Annotated in this window: 23 protein-coding genes and 1 tRNA gene; 16 read left to right on the top strand and 8 right to left on the bottom strand. The window is 61.2% G+C overall.

What is annotated here, in order from left to right:
• The first annotated feature begins 18 nt into the window (after positions 1–18).
• Entirely contained in the window at positions 19–378 is a 360-nt protein-coding gene (gene rsfS, locus DWX58_RS00300) for a ribosome silencing factor (RefSeq protein ID WP_118640752.1), read from the top strand.
• A 51-nt stretch (positions 379–429) separates the two neighbouring features.
• Here rsfS and DWX58_RS00305 read toward each other — a convergent pair whose 3' ends face one another.
• The gene (locus DWX58_RS00305; RefSeq protein WP_118640754.1) at positions 430–1,323 is read right to left on the bottom strand and encodes a diacylglycerol kinase family protein; all 894 of its coding nucleotides are present in this window, start codon (positions 1,321–1,323) and stop codon (positions 430–432) included.
• 244 nt (positions 1,324–1,567) lie between these two features.
• Between DWX58_RS00305 and DWX58_RS00310 the strand changes: the two genes are divergently transcribed.
• The 15 genes from DWX58_RS00310 to DWX58_RS00380 all read left to right on the top strand — a co-directional run bounded on the left by DWX58_RS00310 (position 1,568) and on the right by DWX58_RS00380 (position 17,365).
• Positions 1,568–2,296 (top strand): AzlC family ABC transporter permease, encoded by a 729-nt coding sequence (locus DWX58_RS00310; protein WP_118640756.1) that lies wholly within the window; start codon positions 1,568–1,570, stop codon positions 2,294–2,296.
• Complete coding sequence (locus DWX58_RS00315; RefSeq protein WP_118640758.1) at positions 2,293–2,628, top strand: AzlD domain-containing protein; 336 nt, start codon at positions 2,293–2,295, stop codon at positions 2,626–2,628. The genes DWX58_RS00310 and DWX58_RS00315 overlap by 4 nt, the downstream gene beginning before the upstream one ends.
• A gap of 13 nt (positions 2,629–2,641) precedes the next feature.
• Positions 2,642–3,379, top strand: a complete 738-nt coding sequence (gene fabG, locus DWX58_RS00320; RefSeq protein ID WP_118640760.1) for a 3-oxoacyl-ACP reductase FabG — start codon at positions 2,642–2,644, stop codon at positions 3,377–3,379.
• A 193-nt stretch (positions 3,380–3,572) separates the two neighbouring features.
• Positions 3,573–4,643, top strand: coding sequence for a putative glycoside hydrolase (locus tag DWX58_RS00325; RefSeq protein WP_158579172.1), 1,071 nt, complete (start codon positions 3,573–3,575; stop codon positions 4,641–4,643).
• A 317-nt stretch (positions 4,644–4,960) separates the two neighbouring features.
• The gene (locus DWX58_RS00330; protein WP_118640764.1) at positions 4,961–5,275 is read left to right on the top strand and encodes a hypothetical protein; all 315 of its coding nucleotides are present in this window, start codon (positions 4,961–4,963) and stop codon (positions 5,273–5,275) included.
• Positions 5,275–7,209, top strand: a complete 1,935-nt coding sequence (locus tag DWX58_RS00335; RefSeq protein ID WP_118640766.1) for a V-type ATP synthase subunit I — start codon at positions 5,275–5,277, stop codon at positions 7,207–7,209. The genes DWX58_RS00330 and DWX58_RS00335 overlap by 1 nt, the downstream gene beginning before the upstream one ends.
• 14 nt (positions 7,210–7,223) lie before the next feature.
• The gene (locus tag DWX58_RS00340; RefSeq protein WP_118640768.1) at positions 7,224–7,712 is read left to right on the top strand and encodes a V-type ATP synthase subunit K; all 489 of its coding nucleotides are present in this window, start codon (positions 7,224–7,226) and stop codon (positions 7,710–7,712) included.
• 22 nt (positions 7,713–7,734) lie between these two features.
• Entirely contained in the window at positions 7,735–8,427 is a 693-nt protein-coding gene (locus DWX58_RS00345; RefSeq protein WP_118640770.1) for a V-type ATP synthase subunit E, read from the top strand.
• Between the two features lie 285 nt (positions 8,428–8,712).
• Positions 8,713–9,699 carry a V-type ATPase subunit gene (locus tag DWX58_RS00350; protein ID WP_118640772.1) on the top strand — a complete coding sequence of 329 codons (987 nt, stop codon included), beginning with the start codon at positions 8,713–8,715 and terminating at the stop codon, positions 9,697–9,699.
• Between the two features lie 15 nt (positions 9,700–9,714).
• The gene (locus DWX58_RS00355) at positions 9,715–10,023 is read left to right on the top strand and encodes a V-type ATP synthase subunit F (RefSeq protein ID WP_118640774.1); all 309 of its coding nucleotides are present in this window, start codon (positions 9,715–9,717) and stop codon (positions 10,021–10,023) included.
• Positions 10,024–10,109: 86 nt separating this feature from the next.
• A complete protein-coding gene (locus DWX58_RS00360) occupies positions 10,110–11,885 on the top strand; it encodes a V-type ATP synthase subunit A (protein ID WP_118640776.1) in 1,776 nt (591 codons plus the stop codon).
• Positions 11,882–13,258, top strand: a complete 1,377-nt coding sequence (locus DWX58_RS00365; protein WP_118640778.1) for a V-type ATP synthase subunit B — start codon at positions 11,882–11,884, stop codon at positions 13,256–13,258. Before DWX58_RS00360 ends, DWX58_RS00365 begins: the two co-directional genes overlap by 4 nt.
• A 12-nt stretch (positions 13,259–13,270) precedes the next feature.
• Positions 13,271–13,984, top strand: coding sequence for a V-type ATP synthase subunit D (locus tag DWX58_RS00370; protein ID WP_118640780.1), 714 nt, complete (start codon positions 13,271–13,273; stop codon positions 13,982–13,984).
• Positions 13,985–14,229: 245 nt separating this feature from the next.
• Positions 14,230–16,065 carry an LTA synthase family protein gene (locus tag DWX58_RS00375; protein ID WP_243093198.1) on the top strand — a complete coding sequence of 612 codons (1,836 nt, stop codon included), beginning with the start codon at positions 14,230–14,232 and terminating at the stop codon, positions 16,063–16,065.
• A gap of 376 nt (positions 16,066–16,441) precedes the next feature.
• The gene (locus DWX58_RS00380; protein WP_279229846.1) at positions 16,442–17,365 is read left to right on the top strand and encodes a calcium/sodium antiporter; all 924 of its coding nucleotides are present in this window, start codon (positions 16,442–16,444) and stop codon (positions 17,363–17,365) included.
• A 67-nt stretch (positions 17,366–17,432) separates the two neighbouring features.
• Here DWX58_RS00380 and sstT read toward each other — a convergent pair whose 3' ends face one another.
• The 7 genes from sstT to DWX58_RS00415 all read right to left on the bottom strand — a co-directional run bounded on the left by sstT (position 17,433) and on the right by DWX58_RS00415 (position 24,226).
• Complete coding sequence (gene sstT, locus DWX58_RS00385; protein ID WP_118640782.1) at positions 17,433–18,650, bottom strand: serine/threonine transporter SstT; 1,218 nt, start codon at positions 18,648–18,650, stop codon at positions 17,433–17,435.
• A 103-nt stretch (positions 18,651–18,753) separates the two neighbouring features.
• A tRNA-Gly gene (locus DWX58_RS00390) sits at positions 18,754–18,829 on the bottom strand.
• A 64-nt stretch (positions 18,830–18,893) separates the two neighbouring features.
• Positions 18,894–19,970 carry a hypothetical protein gene (locus DWX58_RS00395; RefSeq protein ID WP_118640783.1) on the bottom strand — a complete coding sequence of 359 codons (1,077 nt, stop codon included), beginning with the start codon at positions 19,968–19,970 and terminating at the stop codon, positions 18,894–18,896.
• A 66-nt stretch (positions 19,971–20,036) separates the two neighbouring features.
• Positions 20,037–20,627, bottom strand: a complete 591-nt coding sequence (locus DWX58_RS00400) for a lactate utilization protein (protein ID WP_118640784.1) — start codon at positions 20,625–20,627, stop codon at positions 20,037–20,039.
• Positions 20,628–20,644: 17 nt separating this feature from the next.
• Positions 20,645–21,505: a YitT family protein gene (locus tag DWX58_RS00405; RefSeq protein ID WP_118640785.1), complete on the bottom strand. Its 861-nt coding sequence runs from the start codon at positions 21,503–21,505 to the stop codon at positions 20,645–20,647.
• 22 nt (positions 21,506–21,527) lie between these two features.
• Positions 21,528–23,771: a DNA gyrase subunit A gene (locus DWX58_RS00410; protein WP_118640787.1), complete on the bottom strand. Its 2,244-nt coding sequence runs from the start codon at positions 23,769–23,771 to the stop codon at positions 21,528–21,530.
• A 74-nt stretch (positions 23,772–23,845) separates the two neighbouring features.
• Positions 23,846–24,226, bottom strand: a complete 381-nt coding sequence (locus DWX58_RS00415) for a hypothetical protein (RefSeq protein ID WP_118640789.1) — start codon at positions 24,224–24,226, stop codon at positions 23,846–23,848.
• Positions 24,227–24,229: the final 3 nt, after the last annotated feature.

A 24,229-nucleotide genomic window follows, 5' to 3' on the forward strand; every position in this document is an offset into this window, starting at 1 on the left:
GGAAAGGAGCAAACTACAGTGACCTCTTATGAATTGGCGCTTTTGCTGGCCAAGGCTCTGGACAGCAAGAAGGGACAGGACATCAAGGTGCTCAAGACCCAGGATCTGACCACCTTGTGCGACTACTTTGTCCTGTGTACCGCGACTTCCAATACTCAGATCAAGGCCATGTCCGACGCCTGTGAGGAGACTGCGGAGAAAGAGGGGGAGACGGCCCACCACATTGAGGGCCACCGGGGCGGCACCTGGCTGCTCATGGACTTCTCCTCGGTGGTGGTCCATGTGTTCACCGATGAGGCCCGGAAGTTTTACGACCTGGAGCGGCTGTGGGGCGACGCCCAGGCCGTGGATCTGACCCAGGTTCTTCAGCCCGAATAAGAAAAACCGGCAAGCCATCCGCTTGCCGGTTTTTATGTCTTGTTTACCTTATTATTTGCCCCGAAGAATGGTCAGAGCCTTGCGGCAGTTCTCCACCACGTTGACGACCTCGCCGCCGCCATATTCTCCGTCGATGGTCCAGTGGAGGGGCTCCTGGCCGGTGATGACCAGACGGGAGGTCTGGAACTGAATGAGAGAGCCGGGGTCGCCGGGCTTCATGCTCAGGAACGCCTGGAAGCCGTTGGCCACGTCGGCCAGGGTGACAGGCTTTTTCACCAGATAGACCTCGAACAGGCCGTCATCCAGCACCACGTTGGAGCTGTTGGGCGGCCGCATGCCGCCGATGGACAGGGCGTTGCTCACCATGCCGAAAAAGAAATCGTCCTCAATGACTCCGTTGTCGTACTCTACCTTCAGGTGAATGGGGGAGATGGTGGGCAGGGAGACGATACCCTCCATGACGTAGGCCAGATGGCCGAAGGTCTTTTTCAGGTCCTGGGGGGTGTCATAGGCTACCTTGGTAAAGGCGCCGAAGGCGGCCACGTAGACAAAGGGAGAGCCGTTAAGCCGGCCGATGTCGATGGGAGTGGGGATTCCGGTTTCCGCGGCGGCCAGGGCGGCCTGGCGGGGCACCTTGGACAGGCCGAAGGTGGTGGCGCAGTCGTTGGTGGAGCCGGAGGGAATATAGCCCAGCAGCGGCGGGTCCTTCAGATCCATGAGACCGGTGACCGTCTCGCTGAGCGTTCCGTCGCCTCCGGCGCACACGACCCGGGAAAAGGAGGGACCCAACTCCCGGGCGATGCGGGTGGCGTCCCCCTTGCTCTGGGTGGGGCAGACGGTAACCAGCCAGCCGGCCTTGGTAAAGACGTCCACCACCGAAGACAGCTTTTCCGCTACCTGCCCTTTTCCGGCGGTAGGATTGTAGATAAAGAGAAGATGATCCAAGATGGAACCTCCTAAAATTTGCGGCGCGCGGTGAAACTGTCCGCCTGTGGGGTAGGCAGCCAGGCGCAGTATTAGAATCAGCAGACCTTATTATAGGTTAAAAAAAGGAAAAATCAAGGTAAAATTCATGAATTTTACCCTTTCTTAATGTCTGTGTCCACAAGACAGAACAGGGGATTGCACAGGCGAGAAAAAACAGGTAGAATATGATGAAAAAATTTGTCAATGAGGTGACCGTTTTCCTATGAATCGCACGTCGCTGGCCGCGGCCTTTCCGGTGACCGTACCGGTTTTGATGGGCTATCTGGCCATTGGAATGGCCTTTGGACTGATGCTTCAGTCCATTGGATACGGAGTGGGTTGGGCCTTTTTGATGAGCCTGACCATTTATGCGGGGTCCGGACAGTATCTGGGCGTTTCGCTGCTGGCCTCGGGGGCGCCGCTGACCCAGGTGGCCTTCCTGACTCTGATGATCAATTTCCGTCATCTGGTCTATGGCCTGTCGATGCTGGAGAAATTCCGGGGAATGGGACTGCGGAAGCTCTACATGATGTTCTCCCTCACCGATGAGACCTATGCTCTCCTCAGCTCAGCTGAGGCCCCGGAGGGCGTGGATGAGCACGCCTTTTATTTTTCCGTGGCGTTCCTGGACCACAGCTACTGGATTTTGGGCTCAGTGATCGGTTCCCTGGTGGGGACGGCTCTGGGCTTTGACACCACAGGGGTGGACTTTGCCATGACCGCCCTGTTCCTGGTGATCGCCGTGGGACAGTGGAAGGCGGCAGGCAGCCACCTGCCTGCCCTGCTGGGCATTGCCGCCACCCTGCTGAGCCTGTGGGCGGTGGGTGCGGACGACATGCTGCTGCCCGCCCTGGGCCTCATTATCATGACGCTGGTGGTGCTCCGGCCCAGACTGGAGCGCGAGGCAGAGAAAAAGAAGACGGAGAAGACGGAACAGGAGGTGCTCCCATGACGCTGACAACCGGACAGGCCCTGGCCTCCATTGCGGTCATGGCGGTGGTCACCTTCCTCACCCGGGCCCTGCCCTTCCTGCTCTTTGACCGGGGAGATCACCCACCCAAGCTGGTGCTCTACCTGGGCAGGGTGCTGCCGCCCGCCATCATTGCCATGCTCATCGTCTACTGCCTGCGGGGCATGACGTTCTCCGCTCCGGCGGGCTGGGTGCCTTCCGTCCTGGCCGGTGTGACGGCGGTGCTGCTCCACCTGTGGAAGGGCAACGACCTGCTGTCCATCTTCGGGGCCACCGGCCTCTATATGGTGCTGGTGCAGGCGGTGTTTGCCTGAGAAGGGAGAAGCCATGGAACAAAATGTACTCATTACCGGCGCCTCCCGGGGCATCGGCGCCGCTGCAGCCCGACGCTTCGGTGCGCTGGGCTGGAACGTGGCCCTGGGCTGCCATAGCGGGAGAGACCGGGCGGAAGAGCTGGCCCGGGAGCTGGAGGCCTTAGGACGGCGGACCCTGGTGGTTCAGGGGGACCTGGCCGATCCGGAACAGGCCCGGGGCATGGTGGAGCAGGCGGAGGCGGAGCTGGGGCCGCTGGACGCTCTGGTGTGCTGCGCCGGAGTGGCACTGCCTCAGCAGCTCATTACCGACACCACCGATGAGCAGTGGCGGCAGGTGATGGGGGTGGACCTGGACGGGGTGTTCTATACCCTGCGGGCGGCCGTCCCCTTCTTCGTCCGGCGCAAGCGGGGCGCTGTGGTCACCGTATCCTCCATGTGGGGGGTGACGGGGGGCTCATGCGAGGTGGCTTACTCCGCAGCCAAGGCGGGGGTGATCGGACTGACCCGGGCCCTGGCCAAGGAGCTGGGTCCCTCTAATATCCGGGTCAACTGCGTGGCCCCCGGCGTCATTGACACCGAGATGAATGCTCACCTCTCCCGGGCGGATCTGGACGCCCTTGGGGAGGAGACTCCCCTTGGCCGCATCGGAACACCGGAGGAGGCCGCCGCAGCCATCTGTTTTCTGGCCTCGGACCAGGCCTCCTTTATTACCGGCCAGGTGCTGCTGGCCGACGGCGGCATGGTTATTTAAAAATGGGAAAAATTGGATTGCCAGAACAGGAAAAACTTGATATAATTAAAACGTTCTCCTGCAGGAGAGATTATTTCTGTAAGATGCTGTAAAACGCTGGTTTTGGTAAAAAATGAAGAAAACCGCCCCTTTGGAAGGACCCATGGCCCGCCGGGGAGCGAAGGAGCCTGCCATTGGGAAAGGAGGGCGTGCCGTGCGCCGGTCTCAAAGGGGATACAGTAGCTATCGGGGCCGCCGGACATTGACCGACGTTTTGAAGATTGTGGCCGCTGTGCTGGGCGTGCTGGTGGTTGTGCTGCTGGCGGTGATCTGGCTCAGCCGCGGGGAGAACGGGTTTCCCCTGAAGCTGCCCATTCTCTCCCAGCAGGAGGATGAGCCGTCCGGCAGCGGCCAGGACGTCCAGGGAGAAGGGACGGATCCGGCGGGAACGGAGGGGGAACCGGAGGAGCCGGCCTCTTCCGAGGAGGAGCCGGAGCAGGAGAGCGCCCTGACGGCGCTGGAGCTGCCTCTCTCCGCCATACAGGATGGCAGCGCTGCGGCCCAATTGGAGCAGGCCGGGGCCAATGCCCTGGTGCTCACCATGAAGGATGAGGAGGGCATGCTGGCCTGGGACGCCCAGCAATCCCTGGCCCGGAGCTGCGGGGTCAACGCCGCAGATGGAGCGATTCAGGAGCAGCTGGTGAGTTGGAACCAGGGTGAGGTCTATACGGTGGCCCGGGTGTGCTGCTTCCGGGATAATACCATTCCCTATCACCGCAACGATCTGGCTATGCGGGCCAGCTACGGCAACTGGCGGGATGAGGAAGGACTTCGCTGGCTGAACCCGGCCAGCGAGGGAGCCCAGACCTACCTGGCGGATCTGTGCGGCGAACTGGCCGCCATGGGCTTTGATGAGATTCTGCTGGAGTGTCCCGGATTTCCCACCGCGGGCTCTGTGGAGGCCATTACGTCGGGAGATGGAAGCCGGGAAGAGACGGTATCTGCCTTTCTGACCCGGGTGGAAGAGGCTGTGGCCCCCTATGACACGCGGATTTCCCTGCGGGTGGAGGCGGGTACCCTTACAGGAACCCTTCCGGAAAGCGGCGTCACGGCTGCCCTGCTGGAGAAGCAGGAGGGACGCATATGGGTGGATGGCGGCGGAGAGGAAGACCTTTCGGAAATTTTGCTTCAGGCTGGTGTGACGGCTGCCCAGGAGCGTCTGGTGGAAATTGTGCCGCAAATCGATCCAAATGCTGAGAGTGCTCAGGCTGAATTGACAGATTAACCCTGTTTTTATGCAAAACTTCAGACTGCCATTGTGCAGTCTGAAGTTTTTTTTTATGCAGATCGGACTGGCAAGAAAAAAGAATATTTGCTCTCGAAGCATAAAAGCTGTAAAAAATGAGAAAAAAACTAGGAAGCTCCATGAAAAGAAAAAGCAAGGTGACGAAATGAGAGGGATTGGGGCGACGACGCCACGAAGGAACACGAAAATAGCGCTTGCATTTTGCGGGGATTTCACCTAAAATAGGCCCTAGATACTATTTTAAAGTGGAAAAGAAAATGACGAGGTAGTACTTGAGTTTAAAGGTGGTGAGGATTGTGGCAGTAGAGGCCATTGAAAAGGTAACTCAGGTGGAGCAGGAGGAGAAGCGGCGCCGTGAGGCGGCCGCCGCAGAAAACAAACAGAGGCTCCAGACCGCACAGCGGGAGGCCCAAAAGAAGCTGGAGCAGGTTCGTGCCCAGGCGGAGGCCGAAAACCGCAAGGTGCTGGCACAGGCGGAGGCCGAGGCGGCCCAGGAGGCCCAGCAGCTGATGGCACAGGCCAGTCAGGCGTGTGAGGAAATGAAGGAAAATGCCCGCCGGCGTCTGGACCAGGCGGCACAGTTGATTGTAGAAAAGGTTGTGAATCGCTGATGGCCATCGTCAAAATGAAGCATCTGCGTCTGGTCGCCATGAGGGAGAACCGGGATACCCTGCTCCGTCTGCTCCAGCGCATGGGCTGCGTGGAGATCGATGAACCGTCGGTGGACGAGAGCAATCCGGCCTGGGCGGGGCTGACCCGGCCTGAGGCAGGAAATCTGTCCGTAGCTCGGGACCGGCACAGTGCCGTGGAACGGGCGCTGGCGGTACTCAAGCGGAGCGCGCCGGCCAAGGACCCTCTGCTGAAGCCCCAGCCGGGGCTGACGGAGAAGGAGCTCTTTGACGAGCGGGCGGCCGAGGCCGCACTCCGGGAGGCGGAGGAGATCAACGAGATGGACCGCCGCCTCAATGCCATCCACGCAGAAGAAACGAAATTACTCGCTCAGAAAGGGACGCTGGCTCCCTGGCTGAGCCTGGACCTGCCTCTGGACACCCAGTCCACGGGACAGGTGGTCATTCAGCTGGGAACTTTGCCCGCCAACGTGCCCTTCGCTCAGGCGGAGGGGGAGGTGCTGGCGGCAGGAGATTTGTCCCAGCTCACCCTGGTCTCCACGGACCGGGAGCAGCAGTATCTGCTTCTGGTGTGCCATGTGAGCCAGAGTGAGGCAGTCCTCCAGACGGTGAAGGACCTGGGCTGGTCCCGGGCCAATCTCCGGGACTGGAGCGGCACGGCGGCGGAGAACACCGCCCGGCTGGACCAGGAACTGGAGCAGCTGGCCCAGGAGGCGGCAGCTCTGGAGGAGAAGCTCTCCGGCATGGGAGACCGCCGGGCAGATCTCCGGCGGCTGGCCGACCGCACCGCGGTGGAGGTCAGCCGGGAGGAGGCCCGGGGCCGTCTGCTGGACACCAGGCAGACCTTCTACCTGGAGGGCTGGGTGCCGGCGGAAAACTGGCCCGGCCTTCAGAAGGCCATCTCTCCCTATCCCTGTGCCTGGGAGGTCAGCGATCCCACAGAGGAAGAGTACCCCAGTGTGCCGGTGAAGCTGAAGAACAACTGGTTCACCCGGCCGCTGAACATGGTCACGGAGATGTACTCCCTGCCCGCCTATGGCTCTTTGGACCCCAACCCCCTCATGGCCCCCTTCTTCATCCTGTTTTACGGGATTATGATGGCGGACATGGGCTACGGCCTTCTCATGATGTTGGCCTCGGTGGTGGTGCTGACCAAGAAAAAGCCCAAGGGCGGCATGGCCCACTTCTTCGGACTGCTGGGTCTGTGCGGTGTGAGTACCTTTGTGATGGGTATTCTCACCGGCGGCTTCTTCGGCGACTTCCTGACCCAGATCAGCACCCTCATTAACCCGGACAATCCCATCGTTCTGCCCGCCCTCTTCACCCCCCTCAATGACACCATGATGATTCTGGTGGGTGCCATGTGTCTGGGCGCGGTGCAGATCATCACCGGTATGGCCATCAGCTTCTATAAGAAGCTGCGGGACGGCCAGGTGATGGATGCCATCTGGGAGGAGCTGACCTGGTGGATCGTGTTTGCCGGCGCGGCGCTGGCCATCCTGGGTATCACCAATGTGGTGCTCATCGTGGGCGGTGTCATGGTGCTGGTGGGCTCGGGCTGGAACGCCAAGGGCTTCGGCAAGGTGACGGCCGTGTTCGGCTCCCTCTATAACCACGTGACGGGCTACTTCGGAGACATCCTGTCCTACTCCCGTCTGATGGCCCTCATGCTGGCCGGCTCGGTCATTGCCCAGGTGTTCAATACCCTGGGCGCCATCCCCGGGAATGTGATCATCTTCCTGATCATTTCCCTGGTGGGCAACACGTTGAACTTCGCGTTGAACCTGCTGGGCTGCTACGTGCACGACCTGCGTCTTCAGTGTCTGGAGTACTTCGGCAAGTTTTATCAGGACGGCGGAAAGCCTTTCCGTCCCCTGTCCTGGAATACCAAATATTACGACATTGTAAAAGATTAAAGGAGGACATAGTCATGAGTTTTCTGGAGACAATCGGCGGTCTGGCCATCGCCCTGTTGGGCGCCGGTCTGGCGGCGGTCCTGAGCGGCATCGGTTCGGCCAAGGGTACCGGCATCGCCGGCGAGGCGGGCACCGGCCTGCTGTGTGAGGACCCCTCTAAGTTTGGTAAGGTCATGATTCTTCAGGTTATCCCCGGCACCCAGGGCCTGTACGGCCTGGTGGTTTGGTTCTTCGCCGTGTTCCGCATGGGCCTGCTGTCCGGCACCCTGCCCGATCTGACCGTGGCTCAGGGCATGCAGTACTTCGTGGCCTGCCTGCCCATGGCGCTGGGCGGCCTGTTCTCCGCCATCGCTCAGGGCCGCGTGGCTGCCGGCTCCATCAACATCCTGGCCAAGAAGCCCGACGACTGGTCCAAGGGCATGGTGCTCTGCATCACCGTTGAGTTCTACGCCATTCTGTCTCTGCTGGCCTCCATGCTGATGATCATCAACATCAGCGCTTAAGGCTGGGAAAGGAACCGGCTCTATGGAAGGTATTGAAAAAATTACGGCCAAAATTGTCCAGGACGCCCAGGCTGAAATTACCCGCATGAACCAGGAGACCGACGAGAAGGTCCGGAGCATCGCGGAGGCAGCCCAGGCTCAGGCGGACAAGGAAACGGCCGAGACCCTGGCCCGGGGACAGCGGGCCGCCCAGGAGCGTCTGGAGCGGCTGAAGTCCGCGGCCAAGATGGAACAGCGCAAGCTGGAGCTGGCCGCCCGGCAGGAGATGCTGGCCCAGGCCTTCGATCTGGCTTTGGAGAAGCTGTGCTCCCTGCCTGAGGAGGAATATGTGCAGCTGTTGACCCGCCTGGTGCTGGAAGCCTCCACCACCGGGAAGGAACAGCTGGTGTTCTCTCCCCAGGACCGCGCCCGGGTGGGCAAGCAGGTGGTCGTGGCCGCCAACGAGGCCATGGTCAAGCAGGTAGCCCCCGAGCTGCCCGACGCCATCACCGACACCAAGGTGGGGGCATTCCTGGGCAAGGTAGTGAATTCCACCACCGCCATGGTCACCGGCACGGGTATGCTCACCCTCAGTGAGGAGACCCGGCCCATGAAGGGCGGCTTCGTCCTGGTAGACGGAGACGTGGAGGTCAACTGTGCCTTTGAGACCCTGGTCCGTCTGCAGCGTGAAAAGCTGGAGAAGGAAGTGGACCAGGTGCTGTTCCCCAAGGCCTGAGCCCCAGCGGAACATAGAAGTGCTTTGCGTCCCATACCACCGAGCTGTGAAGCCCCGACGGCACTCAGTGCGGAGTTGGAACAGCCGGGTGAGTGAGCCTTCGCCGTAAGGCGGAGGCATGGGATACAAGGCTTGCGAGAAAATGGCGGCGGAACGCCGCCCCAAACCGGAGCCCAACGGAGTGGGTCCGGTTTGGAGAGGAGGAGCAGCGGAATGAGCGAGCTTTCGCCGTAAGGCGGAAGTGAGGGATATGAAGCTTGCGACGACGACGAAAGGAGGGATATCTTGTCCCACCGCAAAGATACGGATTATCTCTCCGTCTCGGCCCGAATCCGGGCCATGGAGAACCGGCTTCTGACCCGGGAGCGTATGGACCGGATGATTGAGGCCCGGGACAACAGCGAGGCCATGAAGGTGCTGACGGAGTGCGGCTACCCCGACGGGGGCGGCAGTCTGGACGCCGTGCTGGCCCAGGCCCGGGCAGACACCTTCCGGGATATGGAGAACGCCTCCCCGGACCGTCGGCTGACGGAGATTTTCCAACTAAAATATGATTACCACAATGCCAAGGTGCTTATTAAGGCCAAGGCTGTGGGGGCGGACCCGGAGCGGCTGCTGCTGCCCGGGGGCCGGTACGACCCCCAGCAGCTGCTGGACGGCTGGCGCCGGGAGGAACTTCGGGGCTGCTCGGAGCGCTTCCAGCAGGCCATGAAGCAGGCCCAGGCCGTTCTGGCCGACACCCGGGACCCCCAGCAGGCGGATCTGATTCTGGATCAGGCCTGCTATGGCGAGATGGGTGTGCTGGCTAACGAGCTGGACAGCGAGTTTCTCCGGGGCTATGTCCGCCTGTCGGTGGATGTGGCCAACCTGCGCGCCGCCGTGCGGGTGTACCGCATGGGCAAGGAGGGCGACTTCCTGCGCCAGGTTCTGCTGGAGGGCGGCAGCGTCTCGCCCCAGTCCATTGCCGCCGCCCGGGGGGACGCCCTGGGTGAGGTCTTCCGCACCGGGCCCCTGGCCCAGGCCGCGGAGATGGGCGCCAAGCTGACCCAGCCGGGCAGCGGAGCGCTGACCGGCTTTGAGAAGGCCTGCGACGATGCTTTGACCGCCTATCTGTCCGCCGCCCGGCGGATTCCCTTCGGGGAGCAGACGGTCATCGGCTACCTCTACGCCAAGGAGGCAGAGCTGACCGCCATCCGCACCATTTTTGCAGGACGGGCCGCCGGTCTGGACGGCGACACCATCCGCGCCCGGCTGCGGGAAACCTATGTGTAAGGGGGTGGAGGGAAGATGTATAAGATTGCCGTCATGGGCGACATGGACAGCGTTCTGGGCTTCAAGGCCCTGGGCCTGGAGGTGTGCCCGGTGAGCACCCCCGAGGAGGGGCATGAGGCCCTCCACCGCATGGCCAAGGAGAACTACGCCATCATCTATATGACCGAGCAGCTGGCTGCCAAGCTGAGCAGCGACATTGCCCGGTATAAGGACGCCCTGACCCCGGCTATCATTCTCATCCCCGGCAAGGAAGGCTCGCTGGGCATTGGAATGGCCAACGTGAAAACCGCTGTGGAGCGGGCCGTGGGCGCGGACATCCTGTAAGAGTGCAGAATGCAGAAATGCAGAATGCAGAATGGGCCGAAGGGCACTGATTCTGCGTTCTGCAGTCGAGAAAGAAGGTTTAGCCTATGGGAAAGATCGTCAAGGTCTCCGGCCCGCTGGTGGTTGCCACCGGCATGGAGGAGGCCAACATGGCCGACGTGGTCCGCGTAGGAGAGCAGCGCCTGATTGGCGAGATCCTGAACATGAGCGGCGATTCGGCCTCCATCCAGGTCTATGAGGAGACCTCCGGCCTGGGCCCCGGGGCGGAGGTAGTCACCACCGGCTCCCCCCTGTCCGTGGAGCTGGGCCCCGGCCTGGTGGAAAACATCTACGACGGCATCCAGCGCCCGCTGGAGGTCATTATGGAGAAGGTTCAGGGCAACAACCTGCCCCGCGGCGTGGAGGTTCCTGCCCTGGACCGGGAGAAGAAGTGGGAGTTCACCGCCACGGTGGAGCCCGGTACCCAGGTCATCGGCGGCGACATCATCGGCACCGTTCAGGAGACCGCGTCCATTCTCCATAAAATTATGATTCCCCCCAAGATGAAGGGCAAGATTGTCTCCATCCAGTCCGGCTCCTTCACCGTCACCGAGACGGTGGCCGTGCTGGAGCAGGAGGACGGCTCCAAGGTGGAGCTGCCCATGATGCAGAAGTGGCCCGTCCGTGTGGGTCGTCCCTACAAGCACAAGTATCCCCCCGTTATCCCCCTGCAGTCGGGCCAGCGGATTGTGGATACCTTCTTCCCCGTGGCCAAGGGCGGCACCGCCGCCATCCCCGGCCCCTTCGGTTCGGGCAAGACCGTCATGCAGCACGCTCTGGCCAAGTGGTCGGACGTGGACCTGGTGGTCTATATCGGCTGCGGCGAGCGCGGCAACGAGATGACCGACGTGCTCCGTGAGTTCCCCGAGCTGGTGGACCCCCGGACCGGCGAGTCCCTGATGAAGCGGACCGTGCTGATTGCCAACACCTCCGATATGCCCGTGGCCGCCCGTGAGGCCTCCATCTACACCGGCATCACCATCGCCGAGTACTTCCGCGACATGGGCTACGCCGTGGCCGTCATCGCCGACTCCACCTCCCGCTGGGCTGAGGCTCTGCGTGAGATGTCCGGACGTCTGGAGGAGATGCCCGGTGAGGAGGGCTACCCCGCCTACCTCAGCTCCCGTCTGGCTCAGTTCTACGAGCGCGCCGGCTCCGTCTCCTGCATCGGCTCCGACGAGGACCGCCGGGGCAGCCTGACCGCTGTAGGCGCCGTGTCCCCTCCGGGCGGCGACCTGTCCGAGCCCGTGTCCCAGGCCACCATGCGGATTGTTAAGGTGTTCTGGGCCCTGGACGCTTCCCTGGCCTACCGCCGTCACTTCCCCGCCATCAACTGGCTGAACTCCTACTCCCTGTATCTGGATTCCCTGAAGCCCTGGTACGATGAGAACCTGGGCAAGGACTTCCTGGTGAACCGGGAATGGGCCATGGCCGTCCTCCAGGAGGAGGCCAACCTGAACGAGATTGTGCAGCTGGTCGGTAAGGACTCCCTGTCCGCCAAGGACCAGATCACCCTGGAAGTGGCCAAGATGATTCGGGAGGACTTCCTGCAGCAGAACTCCTTCGTGGACATTGACTCCTACTCTGAGTACGACCGCCAGGCCCGGATGCTGGCCATGATCCGTCAGTATGACACCCAGTGCCGCGCGGCCTCCGAGCGGGGCGGCGAGCTGAACGCTCTGTTCACCATTCCCTCCCGTGAGGGCATCGGCCGTGCCAAGGCTGTTCCTGCCGACCAGTATAAGCAGGCCTATGCCGACCTGACGGCCCAGATGGAGGACGAGATCAACGCCATCGCAGAGAAGGGAGAGGATGAGCTGTGATTCGGGAATATAAGACCATCCAGGAGATCTCCGGCCCTCTGATGGTGGTAAACAAGGTCAAGGGCGTCACCTACGACGAGCTGGCCGAAATCCAGCTTACCGACGGCACCATCCGCCGCTGTAAGGTGCTGGAGGTCAACGGCGATTCCGCCGTGGTGCAGCTCTTTGAGAGCTCCGCCGGAATTAACCTGAAGGACTCCAAGATCCGCTTTTTGGGTCACCCCCTACAGCTGGGTGTGTCCGAGGATATGCTGGGCCGGGTGTTCAACGGCATGGGCCAGCCCATTGACGGCGGCCCCGCCATCCTGGCGGACGAGTACCGGGACATCAACGGCCTGGCCATGAACCCCGCCGCCCGGAACTACCCCAACGAGTTTATTCAGACGGGCATCTCCACCATCGACGGACTGAACACCCTGGTCCGCGGTCAGAAGCTGCCCATCTTCTCCGGCTCCGGTCTGCCCCACGCCGCTCTGGCTGCTCAGATCGCCCGTCAGGCCAAGGTGCTGGACGGCGAATCCAACTTCGCCGTGGTCTTTGCCGCCATCGGCATCACCTTCGAGGAGTCTGAGTTCTTCGTCAGCGAGTTCAAGCGCACCGGCGCCATCGACCGTACCGTGCTGTTCACCAACCTGGCCAACGACCCCGCCGTCGAGCGTATCGCCACACCCCGTATGGCCCTCACCGCTGCGGAGTACCTGGCCTTTGAGAAGAATATGCACGTGCTGGTCATCCTGACCGACATCACCAACTACGCCGAGGCCCTGCGTGAGATCTCCGCCGCCAAGAAGGAGGTCCCCGGCCGTCGCGGCTACCCGGGCTATCTGTACACGGACCTTGCCACCATGTACGAGCGCGCCGGTCGTCAGATGGGCAAGGAGGGCTCAATCACCATGATTCCCATCCTGACCATGCCCGAGGACGACAAGACCCATCCCATCCCCGACCTGACCGGCTATATCACCGAGGGCCAGATCATCCTGTCCCGCGAGCTCTACCGTCGTGGCATCAATCCCCCCGTGGATGTGCTGCCCTCCCTGTCCCGTCTGAAGGATAAGGGTACCGGCGCGGGCAAGACCCGTGAGGACCACTCCGGCACCATGAACCAGCTCTTCGCCGCCTATGCCACCGGCAAGGAGAACAAGGAGCTCATGTCCATCCTGGGCGAGGCCGCCCTGAGCCCCACCGACCTTCTCTACGCCAAGTTCGCCGACGAGTTTGAAAAGCGCTACGTGGCCCAGGGGACGGAGGAAAACCGCTCTATCTTTGAGACGCTGGACCTGGGCTGGGATCTGCTGAGCATCCTGCCCCGGAGCGAGCTGAAGCGAATCAAGCCGGAGCTCATTGACAAGTATCTGCCCAAGAAGGATTAAGGGGGGATTTGAATGCCTTCCACAACCATAAATCCCACCCGTATGGAGCTGACCCGGCTGAAGGGCCGGCTGAAGACCGCCCAGCGGGGCCACAAGCTGCTGAAGGACAAGCGGGACGAGCTGATGAAGCAGTTTATGGACGTGGTCCGGGAAAACCGGGCACTGCGCAAGCGGGTGGAGGAAGGGCTCATGCGGGCCCACGGCTCATTCACCGTGGCTGCGGCCCTCATGTCCCCCGAGATGCTGGAGCAGTCCCTCCTGTACCCCAAGCAGAGCGTGGAGCTGGAGATGACCTTCCAGAACGTCATGTCGGTGGATGTGCCCCAGTACCGCTTCCACACCAGCAGCCAGGACCCTGGCGAGGTCTATCCCTACGGCTTTGCCCAGACCAGCGGCGAGCTGGACGACGCGGTGGACGCCATGTCCAAGGTATTTCAGGATATGCTGCGGCTGGCGGAGGTGGAAAAGAGCTCCCAGCTGCTGGCGGAGGAGATTGAAAAGACCCGCCGCCGCGTCAACGCCCTGGAGTACGTGAAGATTCCCCAGATGCAGGAGAGTATCAAGTATATCACTATGAAGCTGGACGAGAACGAGCGTGCCAACACCATCCGGCTCATGAAGGTGAAGGATATGATCCTGAAGGAGGCCATTGAGGAGCGCCGGGAGGAGACGGCTAGGGCTGCACAGGCCTGGAGCGATTCCGGCGAAGCACCCGAGGGGGTATAAACAGGCTCTCCCGCTGGAATATCCAATGAAAATGGAAAAAGAGACGCTGTCCGGATCATCCGGACAGCGTCTCTTTTTCTGAAAATTAAACATAGAATGGGAGAAGAAGGACCGAATAAAAGGTTGGGAACGACTTTTTTTGACAAAAGGAGAGGAATGGAGTATAATGCCCAACTGTACTGTTTCTTGCAGAAAACGGATTTATGAATGAAATGGACGATATGGAGCGAATGAAAGGAAATAATTTGAAAAAGTGGATTTGGCAGGCAGGGGCTCTGCTGCTGGCGCCGCTGACGGCTGTGTGGCTGACGCAGCTGGCTTACGGCGCCGCACCCTGGTCCCTGTCCCCCGCCGCGGCTCTGGCCAATGCCCTGTGTATTGCCTTGCTGTACTGGCCGCTGTGCGGACTGACGGGGCGGATTGCCCCCTGCTGCATCGGCATTCACCTTGCCGCCGGCCTCTGGGGCGCGGCCAACTATTTTGTCAACGCCTTTCGGGGCACCCCCATTCTGCCCTGGGACCTGTCGGCCCTGGGCACCGCCGCCGCTGTGGCGGGGAGCTACCGCTTTGTACCCACCCTCTCCATGCTGGGGGCCCTGGCTCTCATTGTGGCGCTCGGGGCCTTCCTCCTGAGAAAGAAGCAGAGAGCCATGCTCCATCTGAGCAGAGAGCAGTGGGGGGTACGGCTGGCCTGTGTGGGCACGGGACTTCTCTGCCTGGCGCTGCTGCTCCCCACCCAGAAGCTGGGGAACTTGGGCGTAAAGACCGACGTGTGGGATCAGGCCGGGTCCTACCAAACGGGAGGGTGTCTCGCCACCTTCCTACGGAACACAGAATTTCTGGAGGTGGAGGAGCCAGAGGACACCTCTGTGGAGCGGCTGCAGCAGATCGTGTCCCTGGTGGAGCAGCCGGAGCCGGTGGAGGTTTCGGTGGACCGGCCCAACATTGTGGCCATTATGAACGAGTCCTGGGCCGACTTTGAGGACTACGGGACCCTCTCCCTCAGCGAGAGCGTCACCGACTACATCCGCTCTCTGGACAACGCCATCTTCGGACACGCCTATACCTCCGTGTTCGGCGCGGGGACCAGCGCCAGTGAATTTGAATTTTTGACGGGGAATTCCATGGCCTTCCTGCCCTCGGGCAGCATTCCCTATCAGCAGTACGTACTGGGGCCCACCGCCTCCCTGGCCTCCCACCTGAAGGAGCTGGGTTACGATACCTTGGCCTTCCACCCCGGGGAGCAGACCTCCTGGCAGCGGGACCGGGCCTATCCCAATCTGGGCTTTGACGACTACAAGTACGGCGATCTCATGGACGTGCCCCAGACCTTTGAGCACGGGTATGTGAGCGACCAGTCGGATTTTGACCAGATCATCTGGGAGTTTGAGCATAAGGAAGACGGACAGCCTCTCTTCCTGTTCAACGTCACCATTCAAAACCACGGCGGCTACACGGTGGAGGACTACCCGGCTGAGGTGACCCTCACCGATGCGCCGGGCCGGTACCCCATGGCGGAGCAGTATCTCACCCTGGCCAACAAGACGGACGAGGCCTTCCGCACCCTGGTGGAGTACTTCCAGCAGCAGGAGGAGCCCACCATCATCGTCATGTTTGGGGACCACCAGCCCTCTGTGGAGCAGGAGTTCCTGGACAAGGCCTACGGCGTCACCCAGGGGGAGATGACCATGGAGCAGTACATGGGCAAGTACTATGTCCCCTTTGTGATCTGGGCCAACTATGACCTGCCGGAGGAAGGACCTGAGGTGACCAGCCTGAATTTCCTGGGGCAGTATGTGCTGCGCTATGCGGGAATTGAGGCCACCGCCTATGATAGCTTCCTGTGGCAGCTCCAGAGCAAACTGCCCGCCGTCACCTTTGTGGGCTATGTGGACGAGGAGGGCCAGGCCTACAGCCACCTGGAAACCAACGACTTCACCCCCCTCATTGAGGACTACCAGAGGGTGCAGTACAATAACCTCTTTGGCGGCGGAGACCGGTTGGAGGGGCTCTTTACCCTCCGCCCGGTGAACAACGGGGAAGTTGTGAAAACAGAATACGCTTCCGGGCAGAACCGGTGAGCAAGAAGATGATCAGGCCCCAGACGCGCTTTTCGGCGTGCCTGGGGCCTGATTTTGATAAGCGCTGCCCATTTCCCAGACTGCGGGGAGAACTCCCTGAGGAACCGTCAGAGAACCAGGGGAAAAAACCACTTTTTTTGTCCAATCTGATACTTGAATTGGAGACGGATTTTAGGTAGCATAAAGACGCAAAAGGGAGTAGTCCGCACGGGTCATCCGTGTCTGCATGGCCGTCATCGCGTTGTTCCCCCAAGAGCATCCGGTCATGTATTTCAGTGACGAGACTTTGCTGTTGCATACAGCGAAGGCCTCGTTTTTTGTTTGCCCAAACGGGACCCTGAGCGGTAAATATTGGAGGGAACGAGATAAAATGGAAATGTTAATTTCACTTCTTTTCTTAGTTGTGGGCTTTGTGATGCTGGTCAAGGGTGCGGACTGGTTTGTGGACGGCTCCGCCGGACTGGCCTCCCGGCTGGGCATCCCCCAGTTGGTCATTGGCCTGACCATTGTGGCCATGGGCACCAGCGCCCCTGAGGCCGCGGTGAGCATTACCGCCGCCCTGAAGGGAAGCGCGGATATCACCATCGGCAATGTGGTGGGCAGCAACATTATTAACGTTCTGGTGATCCTGGGCCTGGCCGCCACGCTGACCACCATTGCCGTGGCCAAGTCCACTATCACCCGGGAGATCCCCTTTATGATCTTTGCCACCCTTCTGCTTTTGGCGCTGGGCCTGGACGGGACCATCTCCCTGCTGGACGGCGTGATTCTGTGGGCCTTCTTCCTGCTCTACCTCTTCTATCTGTTCCGCATGGCTCGCGCCGGGAACGGGGAGAGCGAGGAGATCAAGGCGGACCGCCCCTTGTGGCAGATGGGGCTCTGGACTGTGGTGGGTCTGGTGTGCATCGTGGCGGGCAGCAATGTGACCGTCAACGCGGCTTCCAACATTGCCCGCATCCTGGGGCTGAGCGAGCGGCTCATCGGCCTGACCATTGTGGCCCTGGGTACCTCCCTGCCTGAGCTGTTCACCTCTGTCTCCGCGGCCCGGCGGGGCAACGCGGATATCGCCATCGGAAACATTGTGGGCAGCAATATTTTCAATATCCTCTTTGTGGTGGGCACCTCCGCTCTGGTGACTCCTGTGCCCTTTGCCCACGCTTTCCTCAGCGATACGATCATCGCCGTGGTGGCGGCCGTCCTGCTCCTGCTGTGCTGTCAGCATCACTCCCGCCTCTCCCACAGAAGCGGCCTGACCCTGCTGACCAGCTATGTCACATACTTTGTCCTGGTTCTGCTCTAAGAGTAAAAAAAGCCGCCCCTTCGGATCAAATCCGAAGGGGCGGCTTTTTATCCACAAGGGACAGGACTTAATAGCCCATATCCTGACCGTTCTTGCGGCGGCTGCGGAACTCCGCGGCGGCGGTGAAGAGCACGTCAGAGGAGGAGTTAAGGGCTGTTTCACAGGAGTCCTGGATGACGCCAATGATGAAGCCGATGCCCACCACCTGCATGGCGATGTCGTTGGAGATACCGAAGAGGCTGCAGGCCAGGGGGACCAGCAGCAAGGAGCCGCCGGCCACGCCGGAGGTGCCACAGGCGGCCACGGAGGACACCAGGCTCAGCAGGAAGGCGGTGGGGAAGTCCACCGTGAGGCCCAGGGTGTTAGCGGTGGCCAGGGTGAGCACCGTGATGGTAATGGCGGCACCGGCCATATTGATGGTGGCGCCCAGAGGGATGGAGACGGAGTATTTCTCCTCGTCCAGTCCCAGCTCCTTACACAGGTTCATGTTCACCGGGATGTTGGCAGCGGAGCTGCGGGTGAAGAAGGCCATGATGCCGCTTTGAATGAGGCAGCGGAACACCAGGGGATAGGGATTGCGGTGAATGCACAGGAAGACGATGATGGGATTGACCACCAGCGCCACAAAGAACATACAGCCCACCAGCACAAAGATTAGCTGGGCGTAGGTCTTGAAGGAGTCAAAGCCGGTGGTGGACACGGTGGTGAACACCAGGCCCAGGATGCCGAAGGGGGCGCACTGGATGACCCAGCGGATGGCGGTGGAGAGCATGGAGGACAGGTCGGAGAGGATGCGCTTGGTGTTCTCACTGCTCTCACGAAGGGCCAGACCAAAGACCACCGCCCACACCAGCACGCCGATGTAGTTGGCGCTGGAGATGGCGGAGATGGGATTGCTCACCGCATTGTTCAGCAGGGTGGTCAAGACCTCGGCAATGCCGCCGGGGGCCTCGGAGGTGGCACCCTCCGCCAGAATGAGAGTGGAGGGGAACAGAAAGCTGGCCGCCACGGCACAGAGGGCGGCCAGGAAGGTGCCCACGAGATAGAGCACGATGACGGTGCTCATGTTGCTTCGGGAGCCCTTCCGCTGCCGGGACAGGGAATCCATGACCAGGAAGAAGACCAGCAGGGGGGCCAGAGCCTTCAAAGCGCCCACGAACAGGGTGCCCAGCATACCGATGGCGGTTGCCTGGGGAAGGGTGAGGCCCAGAATCACGCCGAAGATCAGGCCCAGCACAATGCGAATCACCAGGTGAATGCGGTTCCATTTGCGAATCAGGTCCATACAAACTCCTCTTTTCGTAAAGCCATTGTTCCCATCCACGGGGAAGCAAACGTGGTCTGCCTGCAAAAAAAAATCCCACCCGGGAACGGGTGGGATTTTAAATTGGAGCGAGTGACGAGGCTCGAACTCGCTACCTCCACCTTGGCAAGGTGGCGCTCTACCAGATGAGCTACACTCGCGGCGACGAAGGTTATTATAGCAGATATTCGAGCAATGTCAATAGAAAAATGAAAAAAATTTAAATTAAGATCCGCCGGCCGGAAAGGTGCTGTCCCAGCTATAGCCCAGGGAGGAAAACTCCTCATCCGTCCAGAGGGACTGGCCTGCGGTGGCGAAGGTAGTGAGGTCCACATGCCGCCGGCCTGAGCTGCTTTCCACCACGTTCCAGAAATGGGAGTGCCCGTTCAGCGTGCCGGAGATCACCTGGCAGGAGAGCCCCAGATCCTCACACAGCAGGGCCATGGCCAGGGCCAGCCCCTCGCTGTCCGCACCGCCCTCCAGCAGGGCGTCATAGGCCGTGCTCCCGCCGGAGGCGCGGTAGCCCCCGGCGTTGAGTACCGCTTTCCCGGCAGCCAGGAAGGCGGCGTCGCCCTGCAGGGAGGAGAGAGGCTGACTGAGCCGGGCCGCTTCCTGTTCCAGCAGGTCCTGGCGCTTCTCCAGCTCGGATGTCTCCATGGGATAGGTGAGGAGAATCTCCACAATCCGCTGCCGTCCGCTGTCGGGGTAGATATGTACCTCTGCCTGGGGCATGCCCAGGGCGGCGGTCGGGGCGTCGTAGTAGGCCTCCCGCACCAGCTCCTGAATGTAGTCCTCGTCTCCGTCAAAGTAGCTGATGCGCAGCACCTGCTCCGGCGCAAACTCGGTGAGCGCGGATTTGAGCTCGCTGCGGATGGCGGTAATGCCCGTGACCGAGGCGATGGAGGCAATCTGCTCCTTGCTGCGGCGGTAGGTGATCTGTACATCAGCCTGGTGATAGGTGACCACCGGGCTGACACTGTACTTGATGTACTCCACCGCGTAGGCCCCCAGAGGGTCCTCCTGCACTTCCAGACAGGCCTCCTCCAGTTCCTTCTCCATGGATTCGGTGTCCATGTAGAGGCGGATGGCCCCTGTCTCCACGCCCTGGCTGATGAGGTAGATGAGGGCGTTGACCAGCTCCTGATAGCTCTCCGCCCGCAGAATGGAGGGATCACCCTCGGCGGTGGGGGCAGTGGTATTGTGGGCAGAAACATCCACATAGTCCCGGCTGAGCATAAGGGAGCAGCCCGGCGTAAGCAGGAGGGTCAGGGCGGTCATACCCGCCAGCAGTTGTCGCTTCATAGAAATAGAGGCCTCCTTTGGGCGAAGAGGATGGAAGCAGGGAGTAGGTCCCCGAGCAGTAGATAATCAGTAGCCCAGCTCCTGGTTGATGAGCAGGACCTCAGTGACCTGGGCGCCCATCAGGGGGCCCCACAGTACGCTCAGTCCCCGGCAGATGCGCTCGGGGCTCTGGCAGTCGTAGCAGCGGTCCCCCTTCGCGGCACAGGGGGTCTTGCGGCCCAGCCGCTGGGCATTTTTGGGGGAGGCAATGTTGCGGGCTCGCCACAGGGCGGCATCGTAGTCGGGGGCCAGCTTATTGATGCCCACCACGAAATAGATCCGGCGGTGGCCGAAGAAGGTGGCGGCCACCCGGTTGCCGGTGCCGTCGATGTTGATGAGCTCCCCCGTCTCCGCCAGGGCGTTGACCGAGGTGATGTACGCGTCTGTGGTCATGGCATCCAGGGCACTTCCGCCCTCCCAGTGCCAGATGGCCTGGTTGTGGGCGGCCAGCCGGGGATAAAGACCCATCTGCTGGGCGGTGATGGAGCCGCCAAAGGACACGGAGGTCTGATCGATCTGCTGGTCCAGATAGTCGGCAGCCTGCTCAGCGGTGTCAAAGCAGTGGACTACAAAGCCGCGCTGCTCCAGATTTTGTACGGTTTTTGTAAGGTCAGCCATAAAACGTCACCTCATAGTTAAATATCCTGACTGTGGTAGCGGCGGAAGCCGTTGCCCAGTACCTCGTGGGTGTTGCATACAATGAGAAAGGCGTCGGGGTCCAGTGCCTTGACCTGTTCCTTTAGGGAGACGATCTGGCGCTGCTTGAAGGCGCACATGAGGACCGGGCGCTCCTCCCCGGACCAGGCACCCTCTCCGTGGAGGAGGGTGACGCCCCGTTCCAGCTTCTGGGTAAGCGCCTGGGCCACGGGGCCGGGCTGGCTGGTGATGATATAGGCCACCTTGGCGGTGTCCAGGCCGTAGAGCACCGTATCCATGACGGTGGTGGACAGGTAGAGCGCCACCAGACCATACAGGGCGGTGTTCAGGTTCTGGAACACCAGAGCGCAGGCGACGATGGTAATGAGGTCCAGGCCCAGCAGCAGCTTGCCCATAGGCAGCCAGGGGAGGGGCAGCTTTAAAAGCCGTGCCAGCAGGTCCGTGCCGCCGGTGGTGGCACCCTGGCCCAGAATGAGCCCCAGCGCCACCCCCAGCAGGGCGCCTCCGTAGATGCAGGCCAGCAGGGGCTCCATAGGGGAAAAAGTGACCAGTGCCGCCAAAAGATCAATGAACAGGGAGGAGAGGGTCATGGCGTACAGGGAGGAGAGGAGCAGCTGTCCGCCCAGCAGCTTCCAGCCCAGCAGGAACAGGGGCAGGTTGAGAAAAAACACCAGCGTGCCCACGGAGAGAAAGCCGCCAAGGCTGTTGAGAATCTGCGCCACACCGGTGAAGCCTCCGTAGGCGATGTCGTTGGGGGCATAGCACCAGTCAAAGGCCAGGGCGTAGACAAGACAGCCCAGAGTAATGATGGCATAGCGCCGAAGAAGATTCCGCAGCAAAGGGACTCACTCCTTTCCCCTGTTACAGAAGGGTCATCTGCTCCTCGCCTCGGTCCTCCTCCTTCAGCAGGGCTCCGGCCACCGGCAGGGAGCGGGAGCGGTAGCGGGCGGTGTTGACGATGGGGGTCTGCGTCAGGGGCAGCATCTTTTCCACCCGGTACTTGGGCTTGAGAGTCATGACGTTGACGCCCTGGGTGGTGCGGGTGGTCTTGGGGTTGAGGCTGGCAGTGTGGAAGATGAGGCAGCGGCCCTCGGTGGAGATGAGGGCGGCCTCAAAGTCTTCCTTCACCAAATAGGCGGCCACCAAGGGGGCCTTGTCCGAGTAGGCGCCGGTGAGCTTCTTCCGCTTGGTCTGGGTCTGGTAGGCGGCTACCTCCACCCGGGCGATCTTGCCGTTGTCAAAGCAGAAGAGAATGCTGCCGGAGTAGTCCCCGGGGATGCAGGCCCAGATGGCCCGCTCGTCGGACTCCATGCCCAGCTTGGTGGGCAGGTAGTCGCCCAGCACGCTGGCCTTGGAGTCGTCGAAGTCGCTCATCCGAGTCTTGTAGCACTGCTGCTTGTCGGTGAACACCAGAAGCTCGTCCCGGTTGGTAGCTTCCCACTGGAGGAAGGGCCCGTCTCCCTCCTTGTACTTCTGGTCGCTGGCCATGCGCAGGGACTGGGGCGTGATCTTTTTCAGATAGCCCTCCCGGGAGAAGAACACCGTCACCGGGTAATCCGGGGTCTCATCCTCCTCCACGGCGGCGGTCTCCTGCTCCACGTCGTAGAGGATGTCCGTGCGCCGGGGCTGGGCGTACTTCTTCTTCACGTCCTCCAGCTCGGAGATGATGATTTTCTGGATGCGCTTGGGGGAGTTGACGGTATCCTCCAGGTCGGCGATCTCATCCGCCAGGGCGTCCACCTCCTGGGTGCGCCGGAGGATGTACTCCTTATTGATGTTGCGCAGGCGGATGTCGGCCACGTACTCCGCCTGGACCTGGTCGATGCCGAAGCCAATCATCAGGTTGGGGACCACTTGGTCGTCTTCCTCGGTTTCACGGATAATTTTGATGGCCCGGTCAATGTCCAGCAGGATGCGCCGCAGACCTTTCAGCAGGTGCAGCTTCTCCTTCTTCTTGGTCATGGAGTAGTATATCCGCCGGCGTACCGATTCCATGCGCCAGGCCACCCACTCCTCCAGAATTTCCCGCACCCCCATCACCCGGGGCATGCCGGCGATGAGGATGTTGAAGTTGCAGGACTGGCTGTCCATGAGGGGGGTGAGGCGGAAGAGCTTCTGCATGAGCTTGTCCGGGTCGGTGCCCCGCTTCAGGTCGATGGTCAGCTTCAGACCGGAGAGGTCGGTCTCGTCCCGGATGTCGGCAATTTCACGCACCTTGCCCGCCTTGATGAGCTCGGCCACCTTGTCGATAATGACCTCAGTGGTGGTGGAGTAGGGAATCTCGTAGACCTCGATGAGGTTCTCGCTTTTGAGATAGCGCCACTTGGAGCGCACCTTGAAGGAGCCCCGGCCGGTGCGGTAGATGTCCGCCAGGGCGGCCTCGTCGTAAAGAAGCTCGCCGCCGGTGGGCAGATCGGGGGCTTTCAGGGTGGTCATGATGTCGTGGCCTGGATTCTTGATGTAGGCGATGGTGGTGTCACACACCTCCCCCAGGTTGAAGCCGCACAGGTTGCTGGCCATGCCCACGGCGATGCCCTGGTTGGCGGAGACCAGCACGTTGGGGAAGGTGGTGGGCAGGAGGGTGGGCTCCTTCATCTTGCCGTCGTAGTTGTCCACGAAGTCCACGGTGTCCTGGTCGATATCCCGGAAGAATTCAGCGCAGATGGCGTCCAGCCGCACCTCCGTGTACCGGCTGGCGGCCCAGGACATATCCCGGGAGTAAACCTTACCGAAGTTACCCTTGGAGTCCACCAGGGGGTGGAGCAGGGCACCATAGCCCCGGGAGAGGCGCACCATAGTGTCGTAGATGGCGGCGTCGCCGTGGGGGTTTAATTTCATGGTCTGGCCCACCACGTTGGCGCTCTTGGTGCGTGCCCCGCCCAGCAGCTTCATCTGGTACATGGTGTAGAGAAGCTTGCGGTGGGAGGGCTTGAGGCCGTCAATCTCCGGGATGGCCCGGGAGACAATGACGCTCATGGCGTAGGGCATGTAATTGAGTTCCAGCGTCTCGGTGATGGGCTGCTCCAGCACCTCGGCCCGCAGGCCCATCACGTTGCTGCTGTCTACCCGGGGCTTAGCGTCCTCCGGGTTCTTTTTTTTAGCCATTGGTATCAGTCCTTATCTATTTCCAGTTGAGAAGTCAGGTTGCATGGGCAGGCAGAGATGCTGTGCGTGCAGAGCTAAGCCCGCGCCCGATGGAAGGTGGGAATCAGGCTCGCGAAACAAATGATAAAAAAGCCCAGCATCTGAGCGCCCAGAATCAAATCCGAATCGAAGCGCACAACGTACCACAGCAGAAATCCCAGGGGGCACAGGGCGGCGTTGAGCAAATACAGGATCCCAAGCACCCGGCACCATTTCCATCGCACTTCCGCCGGGACCTGCTTGCTCGCCTGGGAGTCGGGCAGCGCCCGGGACATCAGGCAGGCCCGGCCAAACAGAAGGGAGGCGGCGGTGATGACGCCATACAGCACCGGGAGGGTGGGAAACCCATCCCACAGCACGTTAAGAAACATGATGGCGGTAAAAATTCCAAACAATGTTGGCATGAGTCGCTCCATGGG

Origin of the sequence: Pseudoflavonifractor sp. AF19-9AC (assembly GCF_003478995.1) — a bacterium.
Lineage (GTDB): Bacteria > Bacillota > Clostridia > Oscillospirales > Oscillospiraceae > Lawsonibacter.

What these genes read in the sequence shown, in the direction of transcription:
- DWX58_RS00380 (WP_279229846.1), top strand. Translation starts at nt 16,442, where the DNA reads ATGTTAATTTCACTTCTTTTCTTAGTTGTGGGCTTTGTGATGCTGGTC.
- DWX58_RS00360 (WP_118640776.1), top strand. Translation starts at nt 10,110, where the DNA reads ATGGGAAAGATCGTCAAGGTCTCCGGCCCGCTGGTGGTTGCCACCGGC.
- fabG (WP_118640760.1), top strand. Translation starts at nt 2,642, where the DNA reads ATGGAACAAAATGTACTCATTACCGGCGCCTCCCGGGGCATCGGCGCC.
- DWX58_RS00315 (WP_118640758.1), top strand. Translation starts at nt 2,293, where the DNA reads ATGACGCTGACAACCGGACAGGCCCTGGCCTCCATTGCGGTCATGGCG.
- DWX58_RS00340 (WP_118640768.1), top strand. Translation starts at nt 7,224, where the DNA reads ATGAGTTTTCTGGAGACAATCGGCGGTCTGGCCATCGCCCTGTTGGGC.
- DWX58_RS00345 (WP_118640770.1), top strand. Translation starts at nt 7,735, where the DNA reads ATGGAAGGTATTGAAAAAATTACGGCCAAAATTGTCCAGGACGCCCAG.
- DWX58_RS00355 (WP_118640774.1), top strand. Translation starts at nt 9,715, where the DNA reads ATGTATAAGATTGCCGTCATGGGCGACATGGACAGCGTTCTGGGCTTC.
- DWX58_RS00415 (WP_118640789.1), bottom strand. Translation starts at nt 24,226, where the DNA reads ATGGAGCGACTCATGCCAACATTGTTTGGAATTTTTACCGCCATCATG.
- DWX58_RS00310 (WP_118640756.1), top strand. Translation starts at nt 1,568, where the DNA reads ATGAATCGCACGTCGCTGGCCGCGGCCTTTCCGGTGACCGTACCGGTT.
- DWX58_RS00400 (WP_118640784.1), bottom strand. Translation starts at nt 20,627, where the DNA reads ATGGCTGACCTTACAAAAACCGTACAAAATCTGGAGCAGCGCGGCTTT.
- DWX58_RS00395 (WP_118640783.1), bottom strand. Translation starts at nt 19,970, where the DNA reads ATGAAGCGACAACTGCTGGCGGGTATGACCGCCCTGACCCTCCTGCTT.
- DWX58_RS00370 (WP_118640780.1), top strand. Translation starts at nt 13,271, where the DNA reads ATGCCTTCCACAACCATAAATCCCACCCGTATGGAGCTGACCCGGCTG.
- DWX58_RS00335 (WP_118640766.1), top strand. Translation starts at nt 5,275, where the DNA reads ATGGCCATCGTCAAAATGAAGCATCTGCGTCTGGTCGCCATGAGGGAG.
- sstT (WP_118640782.1), bottom strand. Translation starts at nt 18,650, where the DNA reads ATGGACCTGATTCGCAAATGGAACCGCATTCACCTGGTGATTCGCATT.
- DWX58_RS00410 (WP_118640787.1), bottom strand. Translation starts at nt 23,771, where the DNA reads ATGGCTAAAAAAAAGAACCCGGAGGACGCTAAGCCCCGGGTAGACAGC.